General features: G+C 31.4%; 26 protein-coding genes and 2 other annotated features (1 of these 28 cut by a window edge). Of the genes, 24 read left to right on the plus strand and 2 right to left on the minus strand.

Annotated elements, in window-relative coordinates; all coding sequences use genetic code 11:
* The first annotated feature begins 5 nt into the window (after positions 1 to 5).
* The 4 genes from KTF99_RS05640 (at position 6) to KTF99_RS17040 (ending at position 1,040) form a co-directional block, all read left to right on the plus strand.
* Entirely contained in the window at positions 6 to 296 is a 291-nt protein-coding gene (locus tag KTF99_RS05640; protein ID WP_003538153.1) for a hypothetical protein, read from the plus strand.
* Between the two features lie 196 nt (positions 297 to 492).
* A complete protein-coding gene (locus tag KTF99_RS17030) occupies positions 493 to 633 on the plus strand; it encodes a hypothetical protein (RefSeq protein ID WP_003538154.1) in 141 nt (46 codons plus the stop codon).
* 11 nt (positions 634 to 644) lie between these two features.
* Positions 645 to 812: a hypothetical protein gene (locus tag KTF99_RS17035; RefSeq protein ID WP_008791784.1), complete on the plus strand. Its 168-nt coding sequence runs from the start codon at positions 645 to 647 to the stop codon at positions 810 to 812.
* Between the two features lie 66 nt (positions 813 to 878).
* Complete coding sequence (locus KTF99_RS17040) at positions 879 to 1,040, plus strand: hypothetical protein (RefSeq protein ID WP_233520908.1); 162 nt, start codon at positions 879 to 881, stop codon at positions 1,038 to 1,040.
* 108 nt (positions 1,041 to 1,148) lie between these two features.
* Here KTF99_RS17040 and eno read toward each other — a convergent pair whose 3' ends face one another.
* Positions 1,149 to 2,417 (minus strand): phosphopyruvate hydratase, encoded by a 1,269-nt coding sequence (gene eno, locus KTF99_RS05650; RefSeq protein WP_003538158.1) that lies wholly within the window; start codon positions 2,415 to 2,417, stop codon positions 1,149 to 1,151.
* 222 nt (positions 2,418 to 2,639) lie between these two features.
* Here eno and murI point away from each other — a divergent pair, with 222 nt between their 5' ends.
* The 16 genes from murI to KTF99_RS05715 all read left to right on the plus strand — a co-directional run bounded on the left by murI (position 2,640) and on the right by KTF99_RS05715 (position 16,450).
* Positions 2,640 to 3,434 (plus strand): glutamate racemase, encoded by a 795-nt coding sequence (gene murI / locus KTF99_RS05655; RefSeq protein ID WP_003538159.1) that lies wholly within the window; start codon positions 2,640 to 2,642, stop codon positions 3,432 to 3,434.
* 244 nt (positions 3,435 to 3,678) lie between these two features.
* Positions 3,679 to 3,879, plus strand: coding sequence for a hypothetical protein (locus tag KTF99_RS05660; protein WP_003538160.1), 201 nt, complete (start codon positions 3,679 to 3,681; stop codon positions 3,877 to 3,879).
* A gap of 40 nt (positions 3,880 to 3,919) precedes the next feature.
* Positions 3,920 to 4,258, plus strand: coding sequence for a hypothetical protein (locus KTF99_RS17045; protein WP_226814473.1), 339 nt, complete (start codon positions 3,920 to 3,922; stop codon positions 4,256 to 4,258).
* Between the two features lie 21 nt (positions 4,259 to 4,279).
* On the plus strand, positions 4,280 to 4,453 hold the full coding sequence (locus tag KTF99_RS17050; protein WP_003538162.1) for a hypothetical protein: 174 nt from the start codon (positions 4,280 to 4,282) through the stop codon (positions 4,451 to 4,453).
* A 112-nt stretch (positions 4,454 to 4,565) separates the two neighbouring features.
* Positions 4,566 to 4,979 (plus strand): hypothetical protein, encoded by a 414-nt coding sequence (locus KTF99_RS05670; protein WP_003538163.1) that lies wholly within the window; start codon positions 4,566 to 4,568, stop codon positions 4,977 to 4,979.
* A 5-nt stretch (positions 4,980 to 4,984) separates the two neighbouring features.
* Entirely contained in the window at positions 4,985 to 5,728 is a 744-nt protein-coding gene (locus tag KTF99_RS17055; RefSeq protein ID WP_081723936.1) for a GGDEF domain-containing protein, read from the plus strand.
* Positions 5,725 to 6,375 carry an EAL domain-containing protein gene (locus tag KTF99_RS17060; RefSeq protein ID WP_009009084.1) on the plus strand — a complete coding sequence of 217 codons (651 nt, stop codon included), beginning with the start codon at positions 5,725 to 5,727 and terminating at the stop codon, positions 6,373 to 6,375. The genes KTF99_RS17055 and KTF99_RS17060 overlap by 4 nt, the downstream gene beginning before the upstream one ends.
* Positions 6,376 to 6,774: 399 nt before the next feature.
* Positions 6,775 to 10,053, plus strand: coding sequence for a glycoside hydrolase family 3 protein (locus KTF99_RS05680; protein ID WP_201900407.1), 3,279 nt, complete (start codon positions 6,775 to 6,777; stop codon positions 10,051 to 10,053).
* A gap of 196 nt (positions 10,054 to 10,249) precedes the next feature.
* The gene (locus KTF99_RS05685; protein WP_009009086.1) at positions 10,250 to 11,041 is read left to right on the plus strand and encodes a histidinol-phosphatase; all 792 of its coding nucleotides are present in this window, start codon (positions 10,250 to 10,252) and stop codon (positions 11,039 to 11,041) included.
* A gap of 193 nt (positions 11,042 to 11,234) precedes the next feature.
* A complete protein-coding gene (locus KTF99_RS17380; RefSeq protein ID WP_003538169.1) occupies positions 11,235 to 11,357 on the plus strand; it encodes a hypothetical protein in 123 nt (40 codons plus the stop codon).
* 461 nt (positions 11,358 to 11,818) lie between these two features.
* Complete coding sequence (locus tag KTF99_RS05690; RefSeq protein WP_003538170.1) at positions 11,819 to 12,583, plus strand: HAD hydrolase family protein; 765 nt, start codon at positions 11,819 to 11,821, stop codon at positions 12,581 to 12,583.
* Positions 12,584 to 12,617: 34 nt separating this feature from the next.
* Positions 12,618 to 12,872 carry a hypothetical protein gene (locus KTF99_RS05695; RefSeq protein WP_003538171.1) on the plus strand — a complete coding sequence of 85 codons (255 nt, stop codon included), beginning with the start codon at positions 12,618 to 12,620 and terminating at the stop codon, positions 12,870 to 12,872.
* Positions 12,873 to 12,922: 50 nt separating this feature from the next.
* Positions 12,923 to 13,133, plus strand: a binding site (T-box leader).
* A 60-nt stretch (positions 13,134 to 13,193) separates the two neighbouring features.
* Positions 13,194 to 13,937 (plus strand): transporter substrate-binding domain-containing protein, encoded by a 744-nt coding sequence (locus KTF99_RS05700; protein ID WP_003538172.1) that lies wholly within the window; start codon positions 13,194 to 13,196, stop codon positions 13,935 to 13,937.
* A 2-nt stretch (positions 13,938 to 13,939) separates the two neighbouring features.
* The gene (locus KTF99_RS05705) at positions 13,940 to 14,620 is read left to right on the plus strand and encodes an amino acid ABC transporter permease (protein WP_003538173.1); all 681 of its coding nucleotides are present in this window, start codon (positions 13,940 to 13,942) and stop codon (positions 14,618 to 14,620) included.
* Complete coding sequence (locus tag KTF99_RS05710) at positions 14,613 to 15,341, plus strand: amino acid ABC transporter ATP-binding protein (RefSeq protein ID WP_003538175.1); 729 nt, start codon at positions 14,613 to 14,615, stop codon at positions 15,339 to 15,341. Before KTF99_RS05705 ends, KTF99_RS05710 begins: the two co-directional genes overlap by 8 nt.
* Entirely contained in the window at positions 15,341 to 16,450 is a 1,110-nt protein-coding gene (locus KTF99_RS05715; protein WP_009300638.1) for an aminotransferase class I/II-fold pyridoxal phosphate-dependent enzyme, read from the plus strand. The genes KTF99_RS05710 and KTF99_RS05715 overlap by 1 nt, the downstream gene beginning before the upstream one ends.
* Positions 16,451 to 16,459: 9 nt before the next feature.
* Here KTF99_RS05715 and KTF99_RS05720 read toward each other — a convergent pair whose 3' ends face one another.
* Positions 16,460 to 17,767 carry an oligosaccharide flippase family protein gene (locus tag KTF99_RS05720; RefSeq protein WP_003538177.1) on the minus strand — a complete coding sequence of 436 codons (1,308 nt, stop codon included), beginning with the start codon at positions 17,765 to 17,767 and terminating at the stop codon, positions 16,460 to 16,462.
* A 67-nt stretch (positions 17,768 to 17,834) separates the two neighbouring features.
* On the opposite strand from KTF99_RS05720, the gene KTF99_RS05725 reads away from it, so the two are divergent.
* From KTF99_RS05725 to KTF99_RS05740, 4 genes are all read left to right on the plus strand, one after another.
* Positions 17,835 to 18,125 (plus strand): post-transcriptional regulator, encoded by a 291-nt coding sequence (locus tag KTF99_RS05725; protein ID WP_003538178.1) that lies wholly within the window; start codon positions 17,835 to 17,837, stop codon positions 18,123 to 18,125.
* 37 nt (positions 18,126 to 18,162) lie between these two features.
* Complete coding sequence (recJ, locus tag KTF99_RS05730) at positions 18,163 to 19,800, plus strand: single-stranded-DNA-specific exonuclease RecJ (protein WP_009300641.1); 1,638 nt, start codon at positions 18,163 to 18,165, stop codon at positions 19,798 to 19,800.
* Between the two features lie 63 nt (positions 19,801 to 19,863).
* Positions 19,864 to 20,382, plus strand: coding sequence for an adenine phosphoribosyltransferase (locus KTF99_RS05735; protein WP_008791775.1), 519 nt, complete (start codon positions 19,864 to 19,866; stop codon positions 20,380 to 20,382).
* Between the two features lie 44 nt (positions 20,383 to 20,426).
* Complete coding sequence (locus KTF99_RS05740; RefSeq protein ID WP_003538181.1) at positions 20,427 to 22,652, plus strand: RelA/SpoT family protein; 2,226 nt, start codon at positions 20,427 to 20,429, stop codon at positions 22,650 to 22,652.
* 35 nt (positions 22,653 to 22,687) lie between these two features.
* Positions 22,688 to 22,718, plus strand: a binding site (T-box leader) (it continues 171 nt past the right edge of the window).

The following is a 22,718-nucleotide window of genomic DNA, read 5'->3' on the forward strand; positions in this document are numbered from 1 at the left end:
GAAAAATGTGTCAAGAATGTTATGTGGATGAAAGACGCTGTACGTCATTATTAAATTCGCTAGTTTGTTTAGAAAAACATACTCAGTATATTTGTGGAACGTGTGGAAGAAATATCTGTATAGAATGTGATTTAAACGAGGGTTATAAAGGTGGACTTTTCCATTTAAAAGCCTTGAAATTGCTAAGATGTATTTATGTACAGCTGATTATAGTTAAAAAAACATGTGTGATATATCGAATTGAAAATAATAATGGAGAACTTCTTATAAGATTTTTAGTAGTACTGGTTATTTGAAAGAGTATCTAAAGAAAAATAGTGATAAAGTATGAAAGAAATGGCACTAATATTTAAAATGGATAAATATATTAAGTATTCGGGAACTGAAGTGCGTAAATTAACTTTTGCGGAAATAGAAAAATATCTTGATGAAAGGCAATAGAATGTTTTGAAAGTGTAAATTACAAACAGTTTATGTGAAGAGCATGCTTAAATGGAGAAATTAGTGAGAAAAATAATTTTATATGTTGCAATACGCCTTGATGGTTATATTGTTCGTGGAGATGTGGCGTTACATGGGCAAGGTGTTAATTCAGATAATCAAAATAGCAATCAAGAATTTTTAAAGATATAGATACAGTAATTATGGGATGGAATACTTATCATCAAATTGTAACAGAATTGTCACCTGAGATGTGGGTCTATGACAATTTGATTACTTATGTTTTTACACACAAATATTATGAAAATGGAGCTAAAATTAAATTTACTAATGATGATGCTTACGAATTTTTAAATCTTTTAAAATCATAAGTAGGAAAAAATATCTGGATTTATGGAGGCACAAATCTGATTTCACAATTAATTGAAAAAGATTTTATAGATCGTTATCATATGACGATTATTCCTACAATTTTAAGAAAGGAAATTCGTCTTTTTGAAACTACTCATGATTATGAAATAAAACTAAAGTTGATTAAATCACTAAGTTATAATGGAATAAGTGATTGTTTTATGAACGAAGATAACATTTTATTATAAAAGAATTTATATTTTTGTTAAAAATGGTAGTGATGTTATTGATAATATCGCTACCATTTTTAAATTAAAACTAATTAAGTTATTTAATTGAATTATTTAAGAGATAAATTATTTATTATTGATCTTTCCTTGATAACATGAATTACCGACAAGATCATCTTCAATTTTTAATAGACGATTATATTTACAAATACGTTCACTACGAGACATCGAACCAGTCTTGATTTGTCCAATATTTAAACCGACTGCCAAATCACTAATAAAAGTGTCTTCACTTTCACCAGAACGGTGTGAAATAATTGGAGCAATCTGGTTTTTTACAGCCATTTCAATACAATCAATAGTCTCACTTAAAGTACCGATTTGATTTAATTTAATTAAGATACTATTGCTATAGTTTCCTGCGATTCCGGCTTTTAACCGATTGGTATTAGTAACAAATAAATCATCACCAACTAATTGAATTTTAGCTCCTAGTCTACTAGTAAGTTTTTTCCAACCAGTATAATCTTCTTGATCTAAACCGTCTTCAATAGAGATAATAGGGTATTTGCTTACAAGTTGTTCGTAATATTTAATTAATTCATCACTTGTATATTGTTTACCATTAATTGTGTAAATACCATTCTGGTATAGTTCACTGGCAGCTACATCGAGGGCAATTGAAATATCTTTGCCAGGTTCATAATTACATTCTTTAATAGCTTTAATGATTAATTCTAGGGCATCATCATTGGATTCGAGATTAGGCGCAAATCCACCTTCATCACCCACAGAAGTTGCTAGATTACTTCTTTTCAAAATATCTTTTAAAGTATGGAAAACATTTGTTGCCATTTCCATTGCTTGATAGAAAGAATTGGCACTGATTGGCATAATCATGAATTCTTGAAAATCTAGTGAGTTAGTAGCATGGCTTCCGCCATTTACAATATTGATCATCGGGGTTGGTAAGACATGAGCATTGCAACCGCCTAAATAACGGTATAATGGAATTTCAAGATAGTTTGCAGCGCAATTTGCAACCGCCAAAGATACTGCCAGCATGGCATTAGCACCTAATTTTTCTTTATTTTCTGTATTGTCAAAGCGAATCATTGCTAAATCAATTTCTCGTTGTTCTAATACACTTTTTTCTTTAATTAATTTGGCAATAGTCTCATTCACATTGTTTATTGCTTTAAATACACTTTTTCCACGATACCGTGCATCATCGTTATCGCGTAATTCTAAGGCTTCATATTTTCCTGTTGAGGCACCACTTGGAACAATCGCACTTCCAGAAAATCCACTTTCCGTAGTTACTTCAACTTGAATTGTTGGAAAACCTCTTGAATCTAATACTTGTCTTGCATATACATTTGAAATATATGGCATAATTTTATCACTCCTTCATTTTTTATTATGAACGGCTTTAATTTGCTTTAATCAAATATATTATCTTGTTTTTAATAATTATTATACGGTAATAAAGGAGTTTTTTATTAATGATTCATGTAATTGTTAATTCAAAGGTACTTTACAAGATTGGATACAAGTGCTAATATGCAATTAATTTTAGAGATGTTAATCAAGTGCTAGATAAAGGGGAGAACACGAATGAAAATAAATGAAGAAAGAAATTTACCAATTGGATTCATTGATTCTGGTTTAGGGGGATTAAGTGTTTTAAAAGAGGCGATAAAGATAATGCCTCATGAAGATTTTATATACTATGGTGATTCTTTAAATGCTCCTTATGGAACCAAATCAGTAGATGAGATTAGAGATTTAACCTTTGCTATCGTTGATAAATTATTAAAATTAGGGATCAAAGGATTAGCAGTAGCGTGTAATACTGCAACAAGTGCAGCTGTTCGACAGCTTAGAATAATGTATCCTGATTTAACAATAGTTGGAATTGAACCAGCAATTAAACCAGCAGTTGAATCAAACCATGGTGGTGAAATCTTAGTAATGGCAACACCTATGACAATAAAACAAGAAAAGTTTAACCGGCTGCTAGATATCTATAAAGACCGTGCCAAAATAATACCAGTATCATGTAAGGGGTTAATGGAATTTGTAGAACATGGAAATTTGAATGGGAGCTTTTTAGAAGCATATTTTAATGAAACACTTGTCCCTTATTTAAATGATACTACTGAAACAATTGTTTTAGGATGTACGCATTACCCCTTTTTAAGACCGTATTTAAAAGAATTTTTAGGAGAGCGAAGAATACAGATTATTGATGGCAGTCATGGAACTTCATGTGAATTAAAGCGGCAGTTAGCAGGAAAAAAATTATTGCAGAAAGAAAATCATGAAGGGAAAGTAGTAATAAAAAATTCGATGGATGAACCAGAGATGATTGATTTGAGCTGGAAATTATTGAATTTGCCAATCGATTAAGTTACATACAAATTTTAAAAATGGCCGAATTGGCCTTTTTTAGTGTGATACAAAAAATGTTAAATTATGGTTAAATTTTCGTATAAGAGTGCAATAGAGTATACTTATAAATAAAGGTTAGTTTTAAAATATTTAGCGAGTAAAAGAACATGATTAAATTTTGAATGTTCTTTTTATACTGTTGGAAAATATAATATAACTGCTTATAAAGTGTAAAAAGATAATTCTTTGGGAGGATTCCTTTATGCGTAGAAAATTATTTTTAATTGTTCTAACTACGTCACTATTGTTATCTAGTATTATTTCGATTTATGTAATTCATAATCTTCAAGGAAATGCCAGAGTTATCAATTATACTGGTGTTGTTCGTGGTGCAACGCAACGATTGATCAAACAAGAATTAAGTAATAAGCCAAATGACAAATTAGTGAAAAAAAATAGATGATATTATTGATGAACTACAAACTGGACATGGTGAACTTGGTTTGATTCGTTTAGCTTCTGATGATTTCCAAGAAAATATGACTCAAATGAAATTTGATTGGGAGGGGTTAAAAAAAGAAATTTATTTGGTTCGAGAAGGCAGAGATAATGGGAATTTATATTTTTATAGTGAAGCCTTTTTTGAGTTGGCAGATGATACGGTACATTCTACGGAATTGTATTCTGAAAAGAGCGTGTATTCAGCAGAAGGAACATTAATAATTTTGAATCTAGCGTTAGCAATACTAGTGTTTTTTATTTATAAGTATAATACTAAACAAGAAAAAATACGAAAAAAATTAGAGAAAGAGGAAGAAAATAATAAACAACGTAAAGTATAACTTGCAAGACTGGCTGAAAACATGCGCGCTCCCTTAAATGATATTTCTGAACTTTTATATATTGTTGACTTAGAAACTTATGATTTATTATTTATTAATGAAACCGGAATGAAAATATTTGAGGTTGATTCAATCTATGGAAAAAATGTTATAAAGTCTTACAAGGAAGAGATGCGCCTTGTAATTTTGTACTAACTGCTATTTGAAAGAAGAGGAAAATTATACTTGAGAATTTACTAATCCGCTAACTAAACGGCATTACCTGTTAAAAGATCGTTTAATTGAGTGGGATGGTAAGGTTGCAAGAATGGAAATTGCTTTTGATACTACAGAATCTGAGATAGAAAAACAGCAGTTAAAATTTACACTTGAGGCTGAAAAAACGATTACAGAATGTATTGGTATATTATATCGTGAAAATGGCGTTAGTACTGCAATTATTGAAGTGTTGAGAAAGCTTGGGAATTTTTTATCAGCAGAAAGAACATACATAATCTATATTAAAGATGAACTAATGTATAATGACTATGAATGGTGTGCGGAAAATATTATATCACAAAAAAACACCCTACAAGGAATTCCTCTTGCAATGATTGATCGGTGGATTCCTTATTTTAAAAATGATAAATGTGTAATCATTGAAAATTTAGAAGAAATAAAAGAAATTTCATTGGAAGAATATGAAATACTAGACAGTCAGTCAATAACTAGCTTAGTGTAGCTCCGTTGGAACAAAATGGCGAACTGGCAGGTTATTTAGGAGTTGATAATCCACCTCCAGATAAAATTATTAATATTGCTTCATTGCTTCAAACATTATGTTATTTCGTTTCATTAGCATTACAACATGCAGAGAGTCAAAAAAAATTATCATATTTGAGTTATCATGATAATTTAACGACCTTTTATAATCGTAATCGTTATATTAAAGATACTCAAAAACTTTTTAATATGGATACTTCATTGGGAATTATTTATTTAGATGTAAATGGTTTAAAAGATGTAAATGATCAATTTGGACACGAAGTTGGTGACGCATTATTGGTTGAATGTGCTAGACGTATGAAAATGGTATTTAAAAAAGCTGATTTTTATCGTATTGGTGGGGATGAATTTATTATTATTTGTCAAAGCATAAAAAAAGAGTCATTTGAAAAACGAGTTAAAGAATTAAGTGAAAGTTTTTCTAAAAAACCAGTTTGTCAAGTAGCGATAGGAACACAATGGACTAATGCAGTAGGTAATATTAATGAGATGATTGCTGAGGCAGATGCAAGGATGTATGAAAATAAAAAAGAATTTTATCATAAGCATATGATTTCCAGACGGTATCGTCACCATAGCGATGAGATGCTGCATCTCACTAATATTGATTATCTAGAATCTGAGATTGAAAACGGTCATTTTGTTGTCTATCTACAACCTAAAATTTTATGTGAAGATCGCTCAGTGTTGGAGCAGAAACATTGATACGTTACTGTGATAATGCTGGGACATTAATTCCGCCACTTTTCTTTTTACCATTATTAGAAGGGATAGAATTAGTTGATCTTATTGATTTTTTCGTTCTTGATACAGTTTGTCAAAAAATAAAATATTGGTTAGATAAAGAAATGAAGATAATTCCGCTTTCAATAAATTTTTCTATAGAATCACTTCGTGGTAAATCTTTTGTTGAACGTATTTTAGAAACTTGTAAAAAATATCAAATACCTACTAAATATATAGAAATAGAAATAACAGAACGAGTACATGACGAAAAGAATTTTGAAATTAAAACGGTAATATCAAAACTTCGTAGTGCTGGATTTATTGTAGCTATTGATGATTTTGGAACGGAGTATGCCAATTTAGCATTATTATCGGATGCTGAGTTTGATATTCTAAAATTGGATAAGAGCTTAATTAGTAATGTTGCATTAAATCCAAGAACTAAGATAATCATGGAATATATTTCAAAAATTTGTCATCGATTAGGGGTGGATATGATAGCGGAAGGAATTGAATCAGAAGAGCAGTTTTTTACGCTGTGTTCATATGGGGTTGAAACAGTTCAAGGTTATTTATTCAGCAAGCCGTTGGCAATAAATGTTTTTGAAGAAAAGTATCTAAGTTAATTTTAAGAAGCTAATTAAAGTTTATTTAAGGTGTTGTATGTGCAGTGTATAAATAATAACATTTATTTGACTTTATTTTTTAGTTGTCATTGACATTGTCTATATAATTATCTAGAATATAAGTATATAGACGTGGTATTACCTTTAAATCAATTATAGCCTAAGTATTAGTATGAGCAATTTTTTTGCTTGCTTTACTTAGGTTTTATTCTTTTAAAAGTAATGAATGTTTACTGATTCAATCAAGTATGACAAAATAGATGGACAAGGAGTGTGAAAAATTAAGGGAAAACAAATATTGTTAGTACTTGGTAATAATCCGCAAGTATCAAATACTTGTTGCAATTTATTTAGGCCTTTGATTTATTTTAGACTAGAGAAGGGTAAAGGAGCAAAAAAATGAAAAGGTTAGGGAAAAGGAGAATCATTTCGCTAATTATGGCTTTATCAATGGCTGTTACAACTGTATTTAGTGCAAACATTTCTAATGTTAGAGCGCTAACCAATGCAGAAAAAGCAAGGGAACTTGTCAGTAAAATGACATTAGAAGAGAAAATCGGGCAAAAGTTAATGTTATCTTTCCGTAGTGGATGGACAATGAGAGATGGAACTAAAATTTCATCGGTTCAAACTATTAACGATGAAATTCATGAGATTATTGGTGAATATGATATAGGGAGTGTTATCTTATTTGCTGCTAACTTTAATTCCGATGCAAAAGTAAATGTAGAATTGACAGATGGTTTACAAAAAGCAGCAATGGACAAAGATTTAGGTAAAAACAGTATTCCTCTATTAATTGCTACTGATCAAGAGGGAGGAATCGTATATCGTTTAACTGGTGGGACGGCCTTACCAGGAAATATGGCTTTAGGTGCTAGCGGTAATACTGAAAATGCTGTTAAAGCAGGTAATATTATTGGTAGTGAATTAAATGCGGTTGGTGTAAATGTTAATTTTGCGCCAGATGCTGACGTAAATAATAACCCTAATAACCCCGTTATTGGATTACGTTCATTCAGTAGTAATCCGCAATTAGCAGCTAAATTTGTTTCTGCTTATATTGAAGGAGTTCAAAGCAATAATGTGGCAACTGCCGCTAAACATTTTCCAGGGCATGGAAATGTAGCTACAGATTCGCATACAGGTTTACCTTCGGTTCCTGCGACTAAAGAAGAATTATATAAAACAGAGTTAGTACCTTTTCAGGCGGCAATTGATGCTGGAACAGATATGGTTATGACTGCTCATATCCAATTTCCGAATATTGTAACAGAAGAAATTTACTCAGATAAAAAAGATGAGCTGATGAGTCCGCCAGCTACATTATCTAGGGAAATTTTAACTGATTTATTAAGAGATGAAATGAAGTTTGACGGTGTCATTGTAACTGATTCTATGACAATGCAAGGTGTGGCTAATTACTTTGATACAAACGAAAGAAACTTATTAGCTGTTAAAGCTGGAGTTGATATTCTAGATATTCCATTTACGGATATTTCTTCTATGAAAGATATGGAATCTAAATTAATTCCACTGATTAATGCATTTGTCGATGCTTATACTAAAGAAGATGGTTATAATGGAATTAAATTATCATTAGAAGAATTGGATAAATCTGTGGAAAGAATTTTAGTTTGTAAATACAACAGAGATGTCATGGATTTAGCAAATGATACAACTACATTAGATGATAAAAAAGCAATCGCTTCGAAAGTGGTTGGTTCTGTTGAAAATCGTGAAACAGAGAGATTAATTTCTGCAAATGCAGTTACTGTTGTTAAAAATGAAAATAATGTATTACCACTTAAATTGACTAAAGATTCAAAAGTAGTATTTGCATCAACTTATTCAAGGAATAATAATCGTTTTATTTTGGCTTGGCAAAGAGCTAAACAGGCGGGAATTATTCCAGAGGGGGCAGATTATAAGATTTTGCAGCACTATAATTGGACAGGATTAAACGATAAGGTAAACAGTGCTATAAATTCTGACGGAACTAATTTTGTTGGGACAAATAAAGATGTGCTAGATTGGGGTACTGTTCTTGTCCATGCCTCAGAAATCAGTAGTGCTAGTGGAATAGATGGATATTTGGTAGCTTGCCCACAATTATTTACTAAGTATTGTAAAGAAAATGGAAAGCAGACGGTTGTTATTTCATTAAATCATCCTTATGATGTTCAAGCCTTCCCAGATGCTGATGGTATTTTAGCAGTGTATGGAACTACTAGTCTTGGGCTGGATATTACGGAATCATTCGGTGGTGGTACAGTTGGAGCAACAGCAGCATTTAGTCCTAACTTGACAGCAGGTACTGAAGTAGCTTTAGGTACATTTGGAGCTTCTGGGAAACTACCGGTAGATATCCCAAAATATGTTCCAAAATCTGGAGTATATTCAACTGACGAAAATGTCTATGAATTAGGATATGGTATAGAATATGATGCAATTGCTAAAGATCCAGATAAAAAAGGACTAGCAGATGCGATTGCACAAGCTAAAGCTATAGATAAAAGTGTATATACTACTGAGTCTTGGGAGGCAGCAGCAGAAGCTTTAAATACTTTAAAAGTCGTATTGCAAACGGCTGAAAATGTTAATTTGACTCATAAATTGGCACAGTCTGTTGTTGATGAAAATGAAACAGATTTACGTGATAAATATAATACGGTTTTATCATTATTAGTATATAAATCTGACAAAAAAGCTTTATCAGATTTGATTGCCGAAGCGAAGAAATTAGATAAAGATCATTATACTATTGAAACTTGGCAAAATTTTGAAAAAGCATTAGAAAATGCTGAATCTATATATGATGGAAATGTACCACAAGATGAAGTTGATTTAGCTAAAGAAGCATTAGAAAAAGCAAAAAATGAGTTACTTGAGAAAAATAAAAAAGAATTATCAGCTGCTCTTGAAATGGCTAAACAAGTAACACCAGAACAGTTAGATAAGGTTGTACCAGCTGTGGTGACTGAATTTAAGGCTGCATTGGAAAATGCTCAAATAATTTTTGATAAAAAGGATGCAAATGAACTTGAAATAAATAAAGCTTTTGAACGCTTATCTAATGTAATGCAAATGTTGGAATTCTATAAGGGCGATAAAACACAATTAAGTGCATTAGTAGAAAAAATTGAAAAATTAAACAAAAATGATTATTTAAGCGCAACATGGAAAAATTTAGAATCCGTCTTAACAACGGCAAAAGATGTTTTGAACAATCCTGATGCTTTAGAAATAGAAGTAAGTGAAACGCATGATCAATTAGTAAGAACCTTTTTACAATTAAGATTAAAGCCAAATAAAGATTTGTTAAGTGTGTTGATCAATAAAGCTGAAAATACAGATCAAACAAAATATACAGCAGTATCATTATTATCGCTTAAGAGCGCATTAGTAGAAGCAAAAGCAGTTCTTGATAATAACGAAGCAACCCAAGATGAAGTAACTGCTGTAGAAATATTATTGAAAACAGCATTAAACAATTTGGTAGTGAAAGAAATTACTCTAGATGATCCAAATGCTCAAACACCACCAGATGCTAAACCAGGTAATGGTGCTATAACTGCGACAAAAACAGGTGATGATTCTATGATGTTAACATTTGCCTTAGCGGGATTATTGGCTTTTGCTGGCAGTGTGATTGTATTGAAGAAAAAAGAAGAATAATTTATACTTAAGCTAAAAAGTCACTGTATATAGTGGCTTTTTTTGTTTTGGTTTGTTTTGAGAAACAGGATGATTTATTTAATAAGAAATATGTTATAATATTCCTAATATTATTTTATAGTACATTGGTTTAAACAATATTTATTTAAAATACTAAATAAATTTCACATTTATTAGTTAGAAAGGGGAATTTTTAATGAAGCAGCAAAAATGGAATATTCATACGCATACAACAAGATGTGGGCATGCAACTGGACTAGATATTCAATACATTCAAAGTGCAATTGAGGCTGGATTTACAATGTTAGGATTTAGCGAACATCTGCCTTATCCTGAAATACGGATTTCTGGGGCACGAATGTTTTATGAGCAAAAAGATGAATATATTGCAACGATAAGAAAATTAAAACAAGATTATCAAGATAAGATTGATATTAAAGTTGGCTATGAGGTTGAGTATTTAAAAGATCATTTTAATGATTTGATGAATTTGAAAAAAGAATGTGATTATATGATTTTGGGACAACATTTTAAATATTTAATTTATGACTATGACAGTTATTGTTCTGATGAGGATGTATATGTTTATGCACAGCAAATAGAGGAGGCATTATCTAAAAATTTTATTACATATGTAGCTCATCCTGACTATTTTATGATGGGGAGAAGGAGTTTTTCAAATGCTTGTGTTGATGCGGCGCATCGAATAGCAAAAGCTAGCATCCGTTATGATACACCGTTAGAAATTAATCTAAATGGTTTTGGATATGGAAAAAAACAATATTATATAAACAATGAATTAAAGGCATGTTATCCATATCCGTTTCGTGAATTTTGGGAGATAATTGCTATGTATGGTTGTAAAGTAACTTTTGGATATGATGCTCATTCACCACTTACGTTATTAGAACGTGAGCGGGAATGTTGGGCTCTAGATATTTTAAGTGATCTACCACTTAATTTTATTGACCATATCGAATTAAAATGAGCTTTATAGATAAAATATTATGCTTAAAAATTATTATTAACTATATTTTTTGATTCAAATAAGATTAGTAATTTAAGAAAAAGGAGATTAGAAATGTTGTACTCAAAGAAGATAAATATGGCAGATATTAGAGCAAGAGTATGAGTATGTTTCTAATGTTCTAGAAGACAAAAATGATTTTGAAAATAAAATTTTGCCAGGTTATATTAATTCTTCCAACGGGATTGGACTTCTTGAGGGATGGGTTCCGGAAACAGAAGTGTTTTTATGGAAGATGATCAAATTATTGACTGATTTAGGATTGGACATTACTTGACTGAAAAGTTGGCTCATGGTGCCGGACATATCGGATATGTAATAAAAAAGAATATAGAGGAAACGGGCATACTGTGAAGGATTAAAGGTAACTCTTCAAATAGCTAAAAATATTATTAAAGAGGATAAAATATATCTGTCAGTCCATAAAAATAATCTAGCTTCATTAAAAATCCAATAAAAAAATGGTGCATATATTCATCATGAAGACGATAAGAAATTTTATACACGAATAAAAAATCAGTTTAAAGCTACTCTATAATTAATTAAATACTAGTAAAGCCGGCTAAAAACAATGTACAATAAATAATGGGTTATTTTTAAATACTAATAAATAATTTGAATTAAAAAATAACTATATTTTAATTTGGAAAGGAAGGTATGCATGCCTGTTAATTGCTAGTTTAGCAAAGCTAGGCAATTGAGATTATTAGTTGCGTACTAAAGGGAGTGGAATTATATATGAGAAAATATTTCTTTTTTGACATTGACGGAACATTAACTAATAGTAATCCTGGGGGAATTATTTTACCCTCAACTTTTGAAACATTAGATAAGTTAAGAAAAAATGGTCATTTTGTTGCAATTGCGACAGGAAGAGCGCACTGGATGGCAATGGATTTTAGTCATGAATCAAAAATTGATAATCTAGTTTGTGATGGGGGAAATGGTTTAGTCATAAATGGAGAATTACTAGGAATTGAACCATTAGATAAAAATATTTGTTTAGAAATAATTGATGAGTGCATAGAAAAGAAATTTCCTTTCGGTGTATCTTTAGGGGATGTTCCTGAACTATATACATGTAATGAGTGGCTAAGTAATTTTAAAATGCATACAAAAATTATTGTAGACCCACAGATTGATTTTCATCGGGTTGATAATATTTATAAGATTTTTATTATGGCTACACACAAGCAGGAAGCTGAGTTGACTGCAATCCATAAACTTGGTTATATGCGATATCATGGTGATCAATTAATTGTTGAGCCGTTGGAAAAATATCGTGGAATTTTGAAAATGATTGAAATACAAGGAGGAAAACCTGAAGATATAGTTGTTTTTGGTGATGGACATAATGATATTTCAATGATGCGACAAGCACCTATTTCAATTGCAATGGGAAATGCAATTGATGAGGTAAAAGAAGTAGCTACATATATAACTAAATCTAATCAAGAAGATGGGATTGAATATGCTTGTAAACATTTTGGATGGATAGATTAGCTAAATGTGGTATACTACTAGTAGGTGATGAAAAATGGAACTAATAAAATGGATTTTAATGATAGCAGGTATTTTGGCTTTTTTAATTATTGGCTGTATGATATTGCTACGTAGTGATGAAAAAAAGCGGAGTCGAACTAAACAGTACCAAGAAAATATTGATATGCTCAACGAAACTAATGAAATGTTAGATACTACATTAATGGAATTAGAATCTTATAATGAACCGCTAAAGAAGATATGTGAACATATTGATAACTTTAATCATAAATTTCTTGGTCAAAAATAACCGAAAACAGTTGACATAAGATTATTTTTTCATATAATACAGGTATATATAAAAACTCGTTGATAAAGAGAGTAATTTAATTAAGTTTCTTAGCGAACTGGCGTTGGTGGAAGGTCAGTAAACAAGATTAAATGAACCGCACTTTGAAGAGGACTGTTTGAACTAATAGTAGGGCAGTCAGTATGTCTACTTTACAGACAAGAGGGGATATAAGACTTTTTATATCAACAAGAGTGGTACCGCGGAAATTTCGTCTCTTAGCTTTTAATTAGCTAAGAGACTTTTATTTTACGCAAGGATAGGAAAGGAAAGGTAAGAAAAATGAAGAAATTATTAAAAGTATTATTAGTATGTACGATGGCATTTACACTTGCTGCCTGCGGCGGAAACAGCGGTAGTGATGGTACGAAAGAAATTTTGATTGGGATTTCTCCAGATTATCCACCATATGAGTCTTTAGAGGGCAAAGATATGGTTGGATTTGATATTGATATGACTAAAGAGTTGTTTAAAATTATGAATGATAACGGTGGTAATTATGAATATAAATTTAAACAAATGTCATTTGATACAATTTCTACAAGTCTGATTTCTGATCAAATTGATTTAGGAATTTCTGGATTTACAATGCATAAAGACTGGGATGTATTATGGTCAGACAAATACAATGATTCTAGACAAGTTGCTTTAGTTGCTAATGATAGTACAATTACTACTAAAGCTGATTTAGAGGGTAAAAATATTGGAGCTCAATTGGCTGCTACTGGTGAAAGTGTAGCTAATGATATTAAAGATGCTAAAGTTAAAGCAGTAAAAGATGTTAAAGTTTTAATTGAAACTTTAAATTCTGGTGGGATTGATGCAATCATCTTAGATGAAGCAGTTGCTAAAAACTATGTAGAACAAGGCGGATATAAGATGTTAGATGAAACTTTATTAGAAGAAGAAAATTTAATCATCGCTAATAAAGGAAGTGAAGATTTAATTAAAGACATCAACAAAGCACTTGCTGAATTCATTAAATCAGATAAATATCAAGAATTAAAAACTAAGTGGGGAGCATAAACGTGGATGCATTAGTTGCTTTTTGCACAGCAGACAATTTGATTTTTTTACTACAAGGGGCTGGTAAATCTTTATTACTAGCCGCTTGTGCTTTGTTTTTTGGCCTTATTCTTGGGGTTTTAGGTGCTGCTGCAAAAATTTCAAAACATAAAATACTAAGACTTATTGGAAATGTTTACGTTGAATTGATCCGTGGAACGCCCATGTTGTTACAAATACTTTTTCTCTATATTGCTTTTCCGTTATTAATGCGTTCGATTACTGGGGAAAGATTTATTCCTGATCCATATGTTTGTGGTGCTATTGCGATGAGTATTAATAGTGGTGCATATTCGACAGAATTGATCCGTAGTGGAATTATGGGAGTTGATAAAGGTCAATGGGAAGCTTGTGAAGTATTAGGACTAAATTATACACAAACAATGAAATTAATCATTTTGCCTCAGGCGTTTAAAAGAATCATTCCTCCAATCGTTAGTGAGTTCATTACTTTAATTAAAGATTCATCACTAATTTCGGTTCTAGGAGCAACTGAATTATTATATTCAGCACAAATTTTGGGGGCGAATACATTTAATTTGATTCCGCCATTATTGGCCTCTGCTGTATTATATTTAATTATGACCTTAACAACATCTTATTTTGCGAGAAAGATAGAAAGGCGGTTATCTGTAAGTGATTAAAGTTGAGCATATTACTAAAAAATTTAACGATTTAAAAGCAGTGAATGATGTCTCTTTAGAAATAAGAAAAGGAGAAATCGTTTGTTTGATCGGACCTAGTGGAAGTGGGAAAAGTACAGTGTTACGTTGTATTAATGGATTAGAAATTCCTGAAGAAGGAACTGTTTTCATAAATGAGCAGCCATTGAATGCTAAAAACCCTCAAGCATTTAAAGAACTTCGTAGCAAAATGGGATTTGTTTTTCAGCATTTTAATCTTTTTCCACATAAAACAGTTTTAGAAAATCTAACATTAGCTCCAATTCAGGTTTTGGGAATGGAACAAGAGGCAGCGAATCAAAAAGCATTAGAGCTGTTAAAACGAGTTGGATTGAGTGATAAAAAAGATGTTTATCCAAATAAATTATCGGGTGGGCAAAAACAGCGTGTTGCTATTGCTAGAGCACTATGTTTAGGACCGGAAGTGATGTTGTTTGATGAGCCGACTAGTGCGTTAGATCCTGAAATGGTTATCGAAGTATTGGAAGTAATGCAGGAATTAGCAAAAGAAGGAATGACAATGGTGGTAGTAACTCATGAAATGGGGTTTGCAAGAACAGTTGGAGATCGTGTGATTTTCTTAGAAAATGGAAAAATTATTGAAGAAGCAAAGTCGGAGGATTTCTTTACACATCCAAAATCAGAGCGTGCAAAAGATTTCTTAAGTAAGGTGATGCATTAATGAAAATTGATTTATTTGATGTTGAAGCTTGGATGACTGAATATGAAACCAACTATCGATATAATTTGGCGGAAACTTGTGTAGCTTCAATGAGTATTAATGATTTATTAGAATTTGTTGAAAATAAAAAAGGAGTCATTGATAATTTATTAAATACTAAATTGGACTATGGACCTATTGTTGGTAGTCAAAGATTGCGGGAAGGGATTGCAAGATTATACCAAAATGGTGATGCCGATAACATTACGATTAGTCATGGCTGTATCAATGCTAATGAGATGGTTTTAATTTCTTTGCTCGAAGCTGGTGATCATTTAATTACGATTACACCGACATACCAACAATTTTATTCTTTTCCAGAATCATTAGGTGTTGAAACTACGCTTATTCCGTTGTTGGAGGAAAATGATTGGTTACCTCGGTTAAGTGATTTCGAAAATGCAATTAAGGATAATACAAAAATGATTTGTCTCGTTAATCCTAATAATCCAACAAGTACAAAATTTTCTAGAGAGTTTCTAGAAAATTTGACTGATTTAGCAAAAGAATACCACTTATATATTCTTTGTGATGAGGTGTATCAAGGATTAGGTGATGGTGAAGTCGCAATCAGTGATTTATATGATAAAGGGATATCTACAGCCTCTTTATCTAAAGTTACATCATTTGCTGGTTTACGGTTAGGCTGGGTAAAAGCTAATTATGAAGTAATTAAACTGATAAATGATCGTCGTGATTATCATATTATTTCAACAGGTTATCTTAACGATTATCTTGGAACTTTAGTTATTGAAAATTATCACAAGATACTTGAACGAAGTAGAAAAATTATTAATACTAATCGACAGATTCTCATTGATTGGTTAGCTCAAGAGCCATTGGTTGATTGCGTTGTTCCTGAAGCTGGAACAATAGCCTTTTTAAAATATCATCTTTCGATAAAGTCTAGGGAACTTTGTGCTAAATTACAACAGGATACAGGAGTGTTTTTTGTTCCAGGGGCATGTTTTGATCAAGAATATCATTTACGTTTTGGCTTTGCTAATAACAGTGACGAAATAAAAACAGGATTACAATTATTTTCAAAATGGCTTAAAGAAAATGCTTAATTTTATTCTTTAAGCTTTTTTATTATCGATAAATAGATATTTATAACAAGCGACCATATTAATAAATAGTGCAACGACAATGCCGATTAACATACTGACAGCTATACTGAAAACCCCTAGTGACTGACTAAGAAAATATATTAAAACTATTTCTAAAGTACATTGAATGATGCTGATTGCAAACATTAAACGATTTTTATTCAAAGCTTGAAGCAGTGCACTAAGAGGGGTTTCTAAATAAAAGATAGTGAATGGAATGCACATATATTTTAAATAAGTAGCTCCGCTTGTTGTATCATAAAGGATTTTTAAACAAACTTCTGGATATAAATAAAAAATCAATGTAAACGGTAGACTAATTAAAAAACTACCAATCATAGCAATTAGAATATGATATCTAGCAGCGCTGATTTTATGATAAACTACATCATTAGTGATGATCGGGAGAATCAGGCGATAAATTACGCCATTAAAAAAAGTGGGTGTAACTAATAATGATATGACATAACCGCTTATAATTGCATATTGTTGATGGATCATACTTTCTTTTAAACCGAATTTGGTTAAAACATAGACGAGGATGATTGGCTCTAGAAAGCTAACTAAACATTGATATAAACGTGAACCGGTTAATGGCATAGCGATATTTAACATATCTTTAATTTGCAAATTATTGACAATACTCTGCTTATTAAAGGTTGTAATATGATGGTCCTTGAGACGGGTTGTCAAATAGAGGATGGATGCTAATTCACCAACAGACATTGCCAGTGTTGCAAAACTAACTAGATAGGTATCTGTTAAGAAAGAAAATTGTCTAATCATTAAATAACTAAAACTTAATCGAGCAACTTCTTCGACAAAGCCAGCTTTAGCAACTAAAAAGACATTTTGTTTCGCTAAAAAATAATTTTTAATTATTCCACTAATCCCTACGAGCGGAATAAACAATGCCAGTGACAACAAAGGATAGAAAGCACCCTCATTTTTTAAAAGGTTATGACTAATAAATTTCGATGAAAAAAGTAAGGCACTCATGACAATTATACAAGTAAAAAGACAAATCGTTAAACCGGAGATGACAATTTTTTTATTATTATATTTAGGGTTTGCTACAAGTCGAAAGACTGCTGAAGGAATTCCTAATTGACCTAAGGTAATGCATAATGAAACCGTTGGCATTACTAAGATATATAGTGCCATCGCTTCTTGTCCTAATTGTCGCGCTAAAATCATGCGATTAAGAATACTAAACAATTTTGTGATTGCTGAACTAGCGGAAAGAATGATAAAAGAATTTATTAGTTTTCTTTTCATAAAGCACTTCCTTTCTGGTGAAATTTGTCATATAATATGTAAGTGACTTTTGAATGGAGGGCTGAAAATGGAATCGATTAATGATTTTAAATTTAATAAACGTGACCTAAATTTTTTAATAAAACTAAAAGCCCGTGATTTTAAACAGCAGAATATTCATAATATTTCTGAACAACAAATTAAAGACTACTTATTTGAGCGCAAATGGAAACAAAGAGATGCCGTTCCCATGTGTGAAATAATTGATGATATCATGAATTTAGATTTTTCTGAAATTTTTGATTATCTGAGTTTACAAGTAGTTAAAGAAGCATCTCGTTTGAGTATAAATGATTTTTCGGACTTTATTTCAAAATAGTTGCTAAGGCAACTATTTTTCTTTGAAAGGAGATTATATGGATTGGCGGATTATTAATGATTTAGACTACAACCACTATATGCAAGAATACAAGATTAATGCACTTTTAGCTAAGGTTTTTGCGTATAAACAATATTCATCTCAAGAAATTGAAACAATGTTATCAAGTCGTTTAGTATATCATGATTTTTCTTTATTTTCTGAAGCAGAAATGACATTAGAAAGAATTCATGAGGCAATTGGTAATAAAGAAAAAATCTGTATTTACGGTGATTATGATTGTGATGGGATTTTAGCAACATCAATTTTAGTTGAAGCTTTTAGACAATTAGGAGTGGAAGTGGGATACCATATTCCGAGTCGTTTAGAAGATGGATATGGATTAAATGCAAATCGTGTTGAACAAATGGCAAATAAAGGGTATACATTAATTATTACGGTTGATAATGGAATTAAGGCATATGAGGCAATCGAAAAAGCTAATGAATTGGGAGTGGATGTTATTGTTACTGACCACCATAATTATGATGATGAATTACCAGATGCTTTTTCTATTATTCATACAAAAATCTCACCCGATTATCCTTATAAAGAAATCTCGGGTGGTTTTGTAGCTTATAAATTAGCAAGTGCATTATTAAAAAAGCATGATAAATACTTATTTTCATTGGCAGCTATTACAACAATTTCTGATATGATGCCATTACTTGATGAAAATCGAGCATTGGTAAAAAGAGCATTGGAATTTATGAAAGAAAATAAATATCCTCAATTAGAATTGTTATTGGGGAGTAATCAGACCTATAGTGTTACTAGTATTGGGTTTATCATCGCCCCGAAGATTAATTCATTTGGTCGCTTAAGTGAAATTATTAATCCTAATCATCTCGTTAAATATTTTAGAAGTGATGCTTCAATTGGAATATTAAAAGCAGTTAGTGAAAAAGCAATTGAAGTAAATGCTAAAAGACAAGAATTAACAAATAAACAATATCAAAGCGTTTTAACAATGATTGACCCGAATGAGCAATTTTTATATGCTTATCAAAATGAAATACACGAAGGAATCATTGGTTTAGTGGCAGGAAAATATACTCGACAATATAACCGACCTAGCTTTGTGATGACATTTGATAGTGAAAAAAATCTTTATAAAGGCAGTGCTCGTGGAATTGAAGGGATACCGTTGAATAAAATTTTTGAAAATGTTCAAGATTTGTTAGAAAGTTATGGTGGTCATGCTTTAGCAGGTGGATTTAGTGTAGGTAGTGATAAAGTTGAGGAGCTAAAAGAAAAATTAGAATTGTATTTAAATAAACAATTAAAAGATTATACTCCTCCTTTAGTGGATGTAATTGAAGTTACAGGAAATGAGATTAGTAAAGTTAGTGTAAAACAATTAGAGTTATTAGAGCCACTAGGCAATGGCAATGAAGAAATGCGTTTTTTCATAAAAGATTTACCAGTAAGTAAAGTTACGTCGTTATCGAATGGTAAACATATTCGTTTTGATTTGTCATTACCGCAAGTCAAAGCACAAGCGTTATTTTTTAATCATGGAGATCTTTTTGAACAATTAAAAGATACTAAAATGATCAATGCAGTTGGTAAGTTTAATATTAATGTTTTTAATAATATTGAATCTGTCAACTTAATTATTGAAGATATTAAATAGTTTAAATTAAAGTATAAAAATGTTATAATTAAATATCATAGGATATTATGTGGAGGAAATAGAATGGATTTAACTAAGTATGTTGCAAGTATTGAAAACTTTCCTGAAGATGGTATTATTTTCAGAGATGTAACACCGTTGATGGCTGATAAGGAAGCTTTTAAAGAAACGATTGACCGATTTGTTGAGTGGACTAAAAGTCTGGATACTAATGTTGATATTGTTGCTGGACCAGAAGCTCGAGGTTTTTTATTTGGATGTCCCGTTGCATATAATTTAAATGCAGGGTTTGTTCCGGTTAGAAAACCGGGTAAATTACCTCGTGAAACAGTAAGTGAAACTTATGCTTTAGAATATGGAACTAATGAAGTGCACATGCATGCTGACAGTATTAAACCAGGGCAAAATGTTATTATTGTAGACGACTTATTAGCAACTGGTGGAACAGTTGAAGCAACTGTAAAATTAGTTGAAAAATTAGGTGGAAAGGTAGTAGGAATTGCTTTTCTAATCGAACTTGAAGGATTAAAAGGACGTGATAAACTTCAAGGGTATAATATCTATTCAATATTGAAATACTAAAAAGAGATTAAATCTCTTTTTTAATAATAAGAGGGGGTGACATTATGGCTGAATATAAAGGTGCTGGCGATACAGTTACAATTAATGATGTTCTTGAAGTGTGTGGTAAATATATTACAAATCAAGAAAGTATTGATTTAATTAATCAGGCATACGATTTTATTATGGAGAAGCATGAGGGGCAAAAACGCAAAAGCGGTGAACCGTATACGATTCACCTGATTTGGGTAGCATATATTTTGGCAACGTTACAAACGGGACCCGCTACTATTGCGGCAGGACTTTTGCATGATGTCATGGAAGATTGTGGAGTATCTCGGGAAGAAATGGTAGAACGTTTTGGTGAGGAAATCACTACGTTAGTTGAAGGGGTTACCAAGATTGGTAAAATGCCATTTAAAGATGAATCTGATGTTTATGCTGAAAATCATCGTAAAATTTATATTGCTATGGCAAAGGATATTCGCGTTATTTTGATTAAATTTGCAGATCGACTTCATAATATGCGAACATTACAATTTATGCCACCTCATAAACAAAAAAGAATTTCTCGAGAAACGTTAGAAGTTTATACACCAATTGCTCATCGTTTAGGAATCAATGATATCAAAACAGAGTTAGAGGATTTAAGCCTATCTTATCTTGATCCTGTTGCATATAGCGAGATATCAAAATTATTAGCGACTAAACAAGAAGAACGGAAAGAATCAGTTGCAAAAATGATGGCATCGGTTAAACAAATATTGGATGATAATAGCTATCAGTATCGTATCTTGGGACGGGCTAAATCAATCTATAGTATTTATAAAAAAATGTTTGTAAAAAAGAAACGTTTTGATGAACTTTATGATTTATATGCATTAAGGATCATCACTCAAGATAAGATGGATTGTTATGGAATTTTAGGCTTGATTCATGATCAATATCGCCCGATTCCAGGACGGTTTAAAGATTATATTGCTATGCCAAAACCAAATATGTATCAATCTTTGCATACTTCAGTAATTGGTGAGGATGGAAATACCTTTGAGATTCAGATTAGAACTGAAGAAATGGATGAGCTAGCTGAATTAGGAGTTGCAGCTCATTGGCGCTATAAGGAAAATAAAGGCTATTCATCGAAGAAAGAACAACAAGAAATTGGTGAAAAATTGCAGTGGCTTAGAGAATTTATTTCTCTAAGTGACGATATTAAAGACGGTGATGCTAAAGAGTATTATGATTCATTAAAGCGTGATATCTTTGAGGCCAATGTTTATGTTTTAACACCGCAAGGAAAGATCGTAGAGTTACCGAATGGTTCTACACCAATTGATTTTGCTTACCGAATTCATACGGAAGTTGGACATAAAGCAGTTGGAGCTATCGTTAATAATGTTATGGTGCCTATTGATACTAAATTAAATACTGGTGATGTAGTCGAAATTAAAACTAATAAGCAGTCATTAGGACCTAGTGAAGATTGGCTAAAATTTGTTCGAACTGCAGGTGCGCGTAATAAAATTAGACAATTTATTGCTAATCGTGAGGCAGAAACTAAAAAAGAGACAATTGAAGATGGGCGTAAAATGCTTCGTGATGAATTGAAAAAACGCCAATTAGATGAAAAGAAATATATGGATCCAGATACGTATAAAACATACTTAGGTTCTTTTGGTGCCCGCTCATTTGATGATATCTTATATTTTATTGGTAAAAAAAGTTTACCGGCAATGAATCTGCTGGATCGAGTTGTACCTAAAAAGTCGGGGTTCTTTGACAGTATTTCGAAAATGCTTCAGCGAAATAATCAGGTAAATGAAAAACAGCAGTCTTCGCGTAATAATTCGGGTGTTGTTGTTAAGGGATTAGATGGACTAAGAATTCAACTTTCAAAGTGCTGTAATCCAATTCCTGGAGATGATATTATGGGCTTTGTCTCACAAGGTCAGGGAATTAAAGTACATCGTCGAGACTGCCCGAATATTCAACAGCCTGAAATCAAAGCAAGATTGATAGATGTTTATTGGGATTTTGCATCCATTTCAACGATGAAATTTCAAGCAGATTTAGAAATAGTTGGTTTGGATCGACCTAATTTATTGAATGATGTGGTAACATCATTAGGGCAGATGAAAATTAATATTTTGAATATCCATGCTGATGTTGTAGATATGAAAGCAATCATTAAATTAAAGATTTCAGTTGAAGATGCTAGTCGTTTACAACAAGCAATCGATAATATTGATCGGATTCAGGGAATCTATGAAATTAAACGGGTTATTCATTAGTTATTGCAATTTTATGAAATATTATATATAATCAATTTAATCCAATGAACAAGATTAAGTAGTTAA

This window comes from Erysipelatoclostridium sp. MSK.7.34, from assembly GCF_019041935.1.
In the GTDB taxonomy this organism is placed as follows: Bacteria; Bacillota_I; Bacilli_A; order Erysipelotrichales; family Coprobacillaceae; genus Thomasclavelia; species Thomasclavelia ramosa.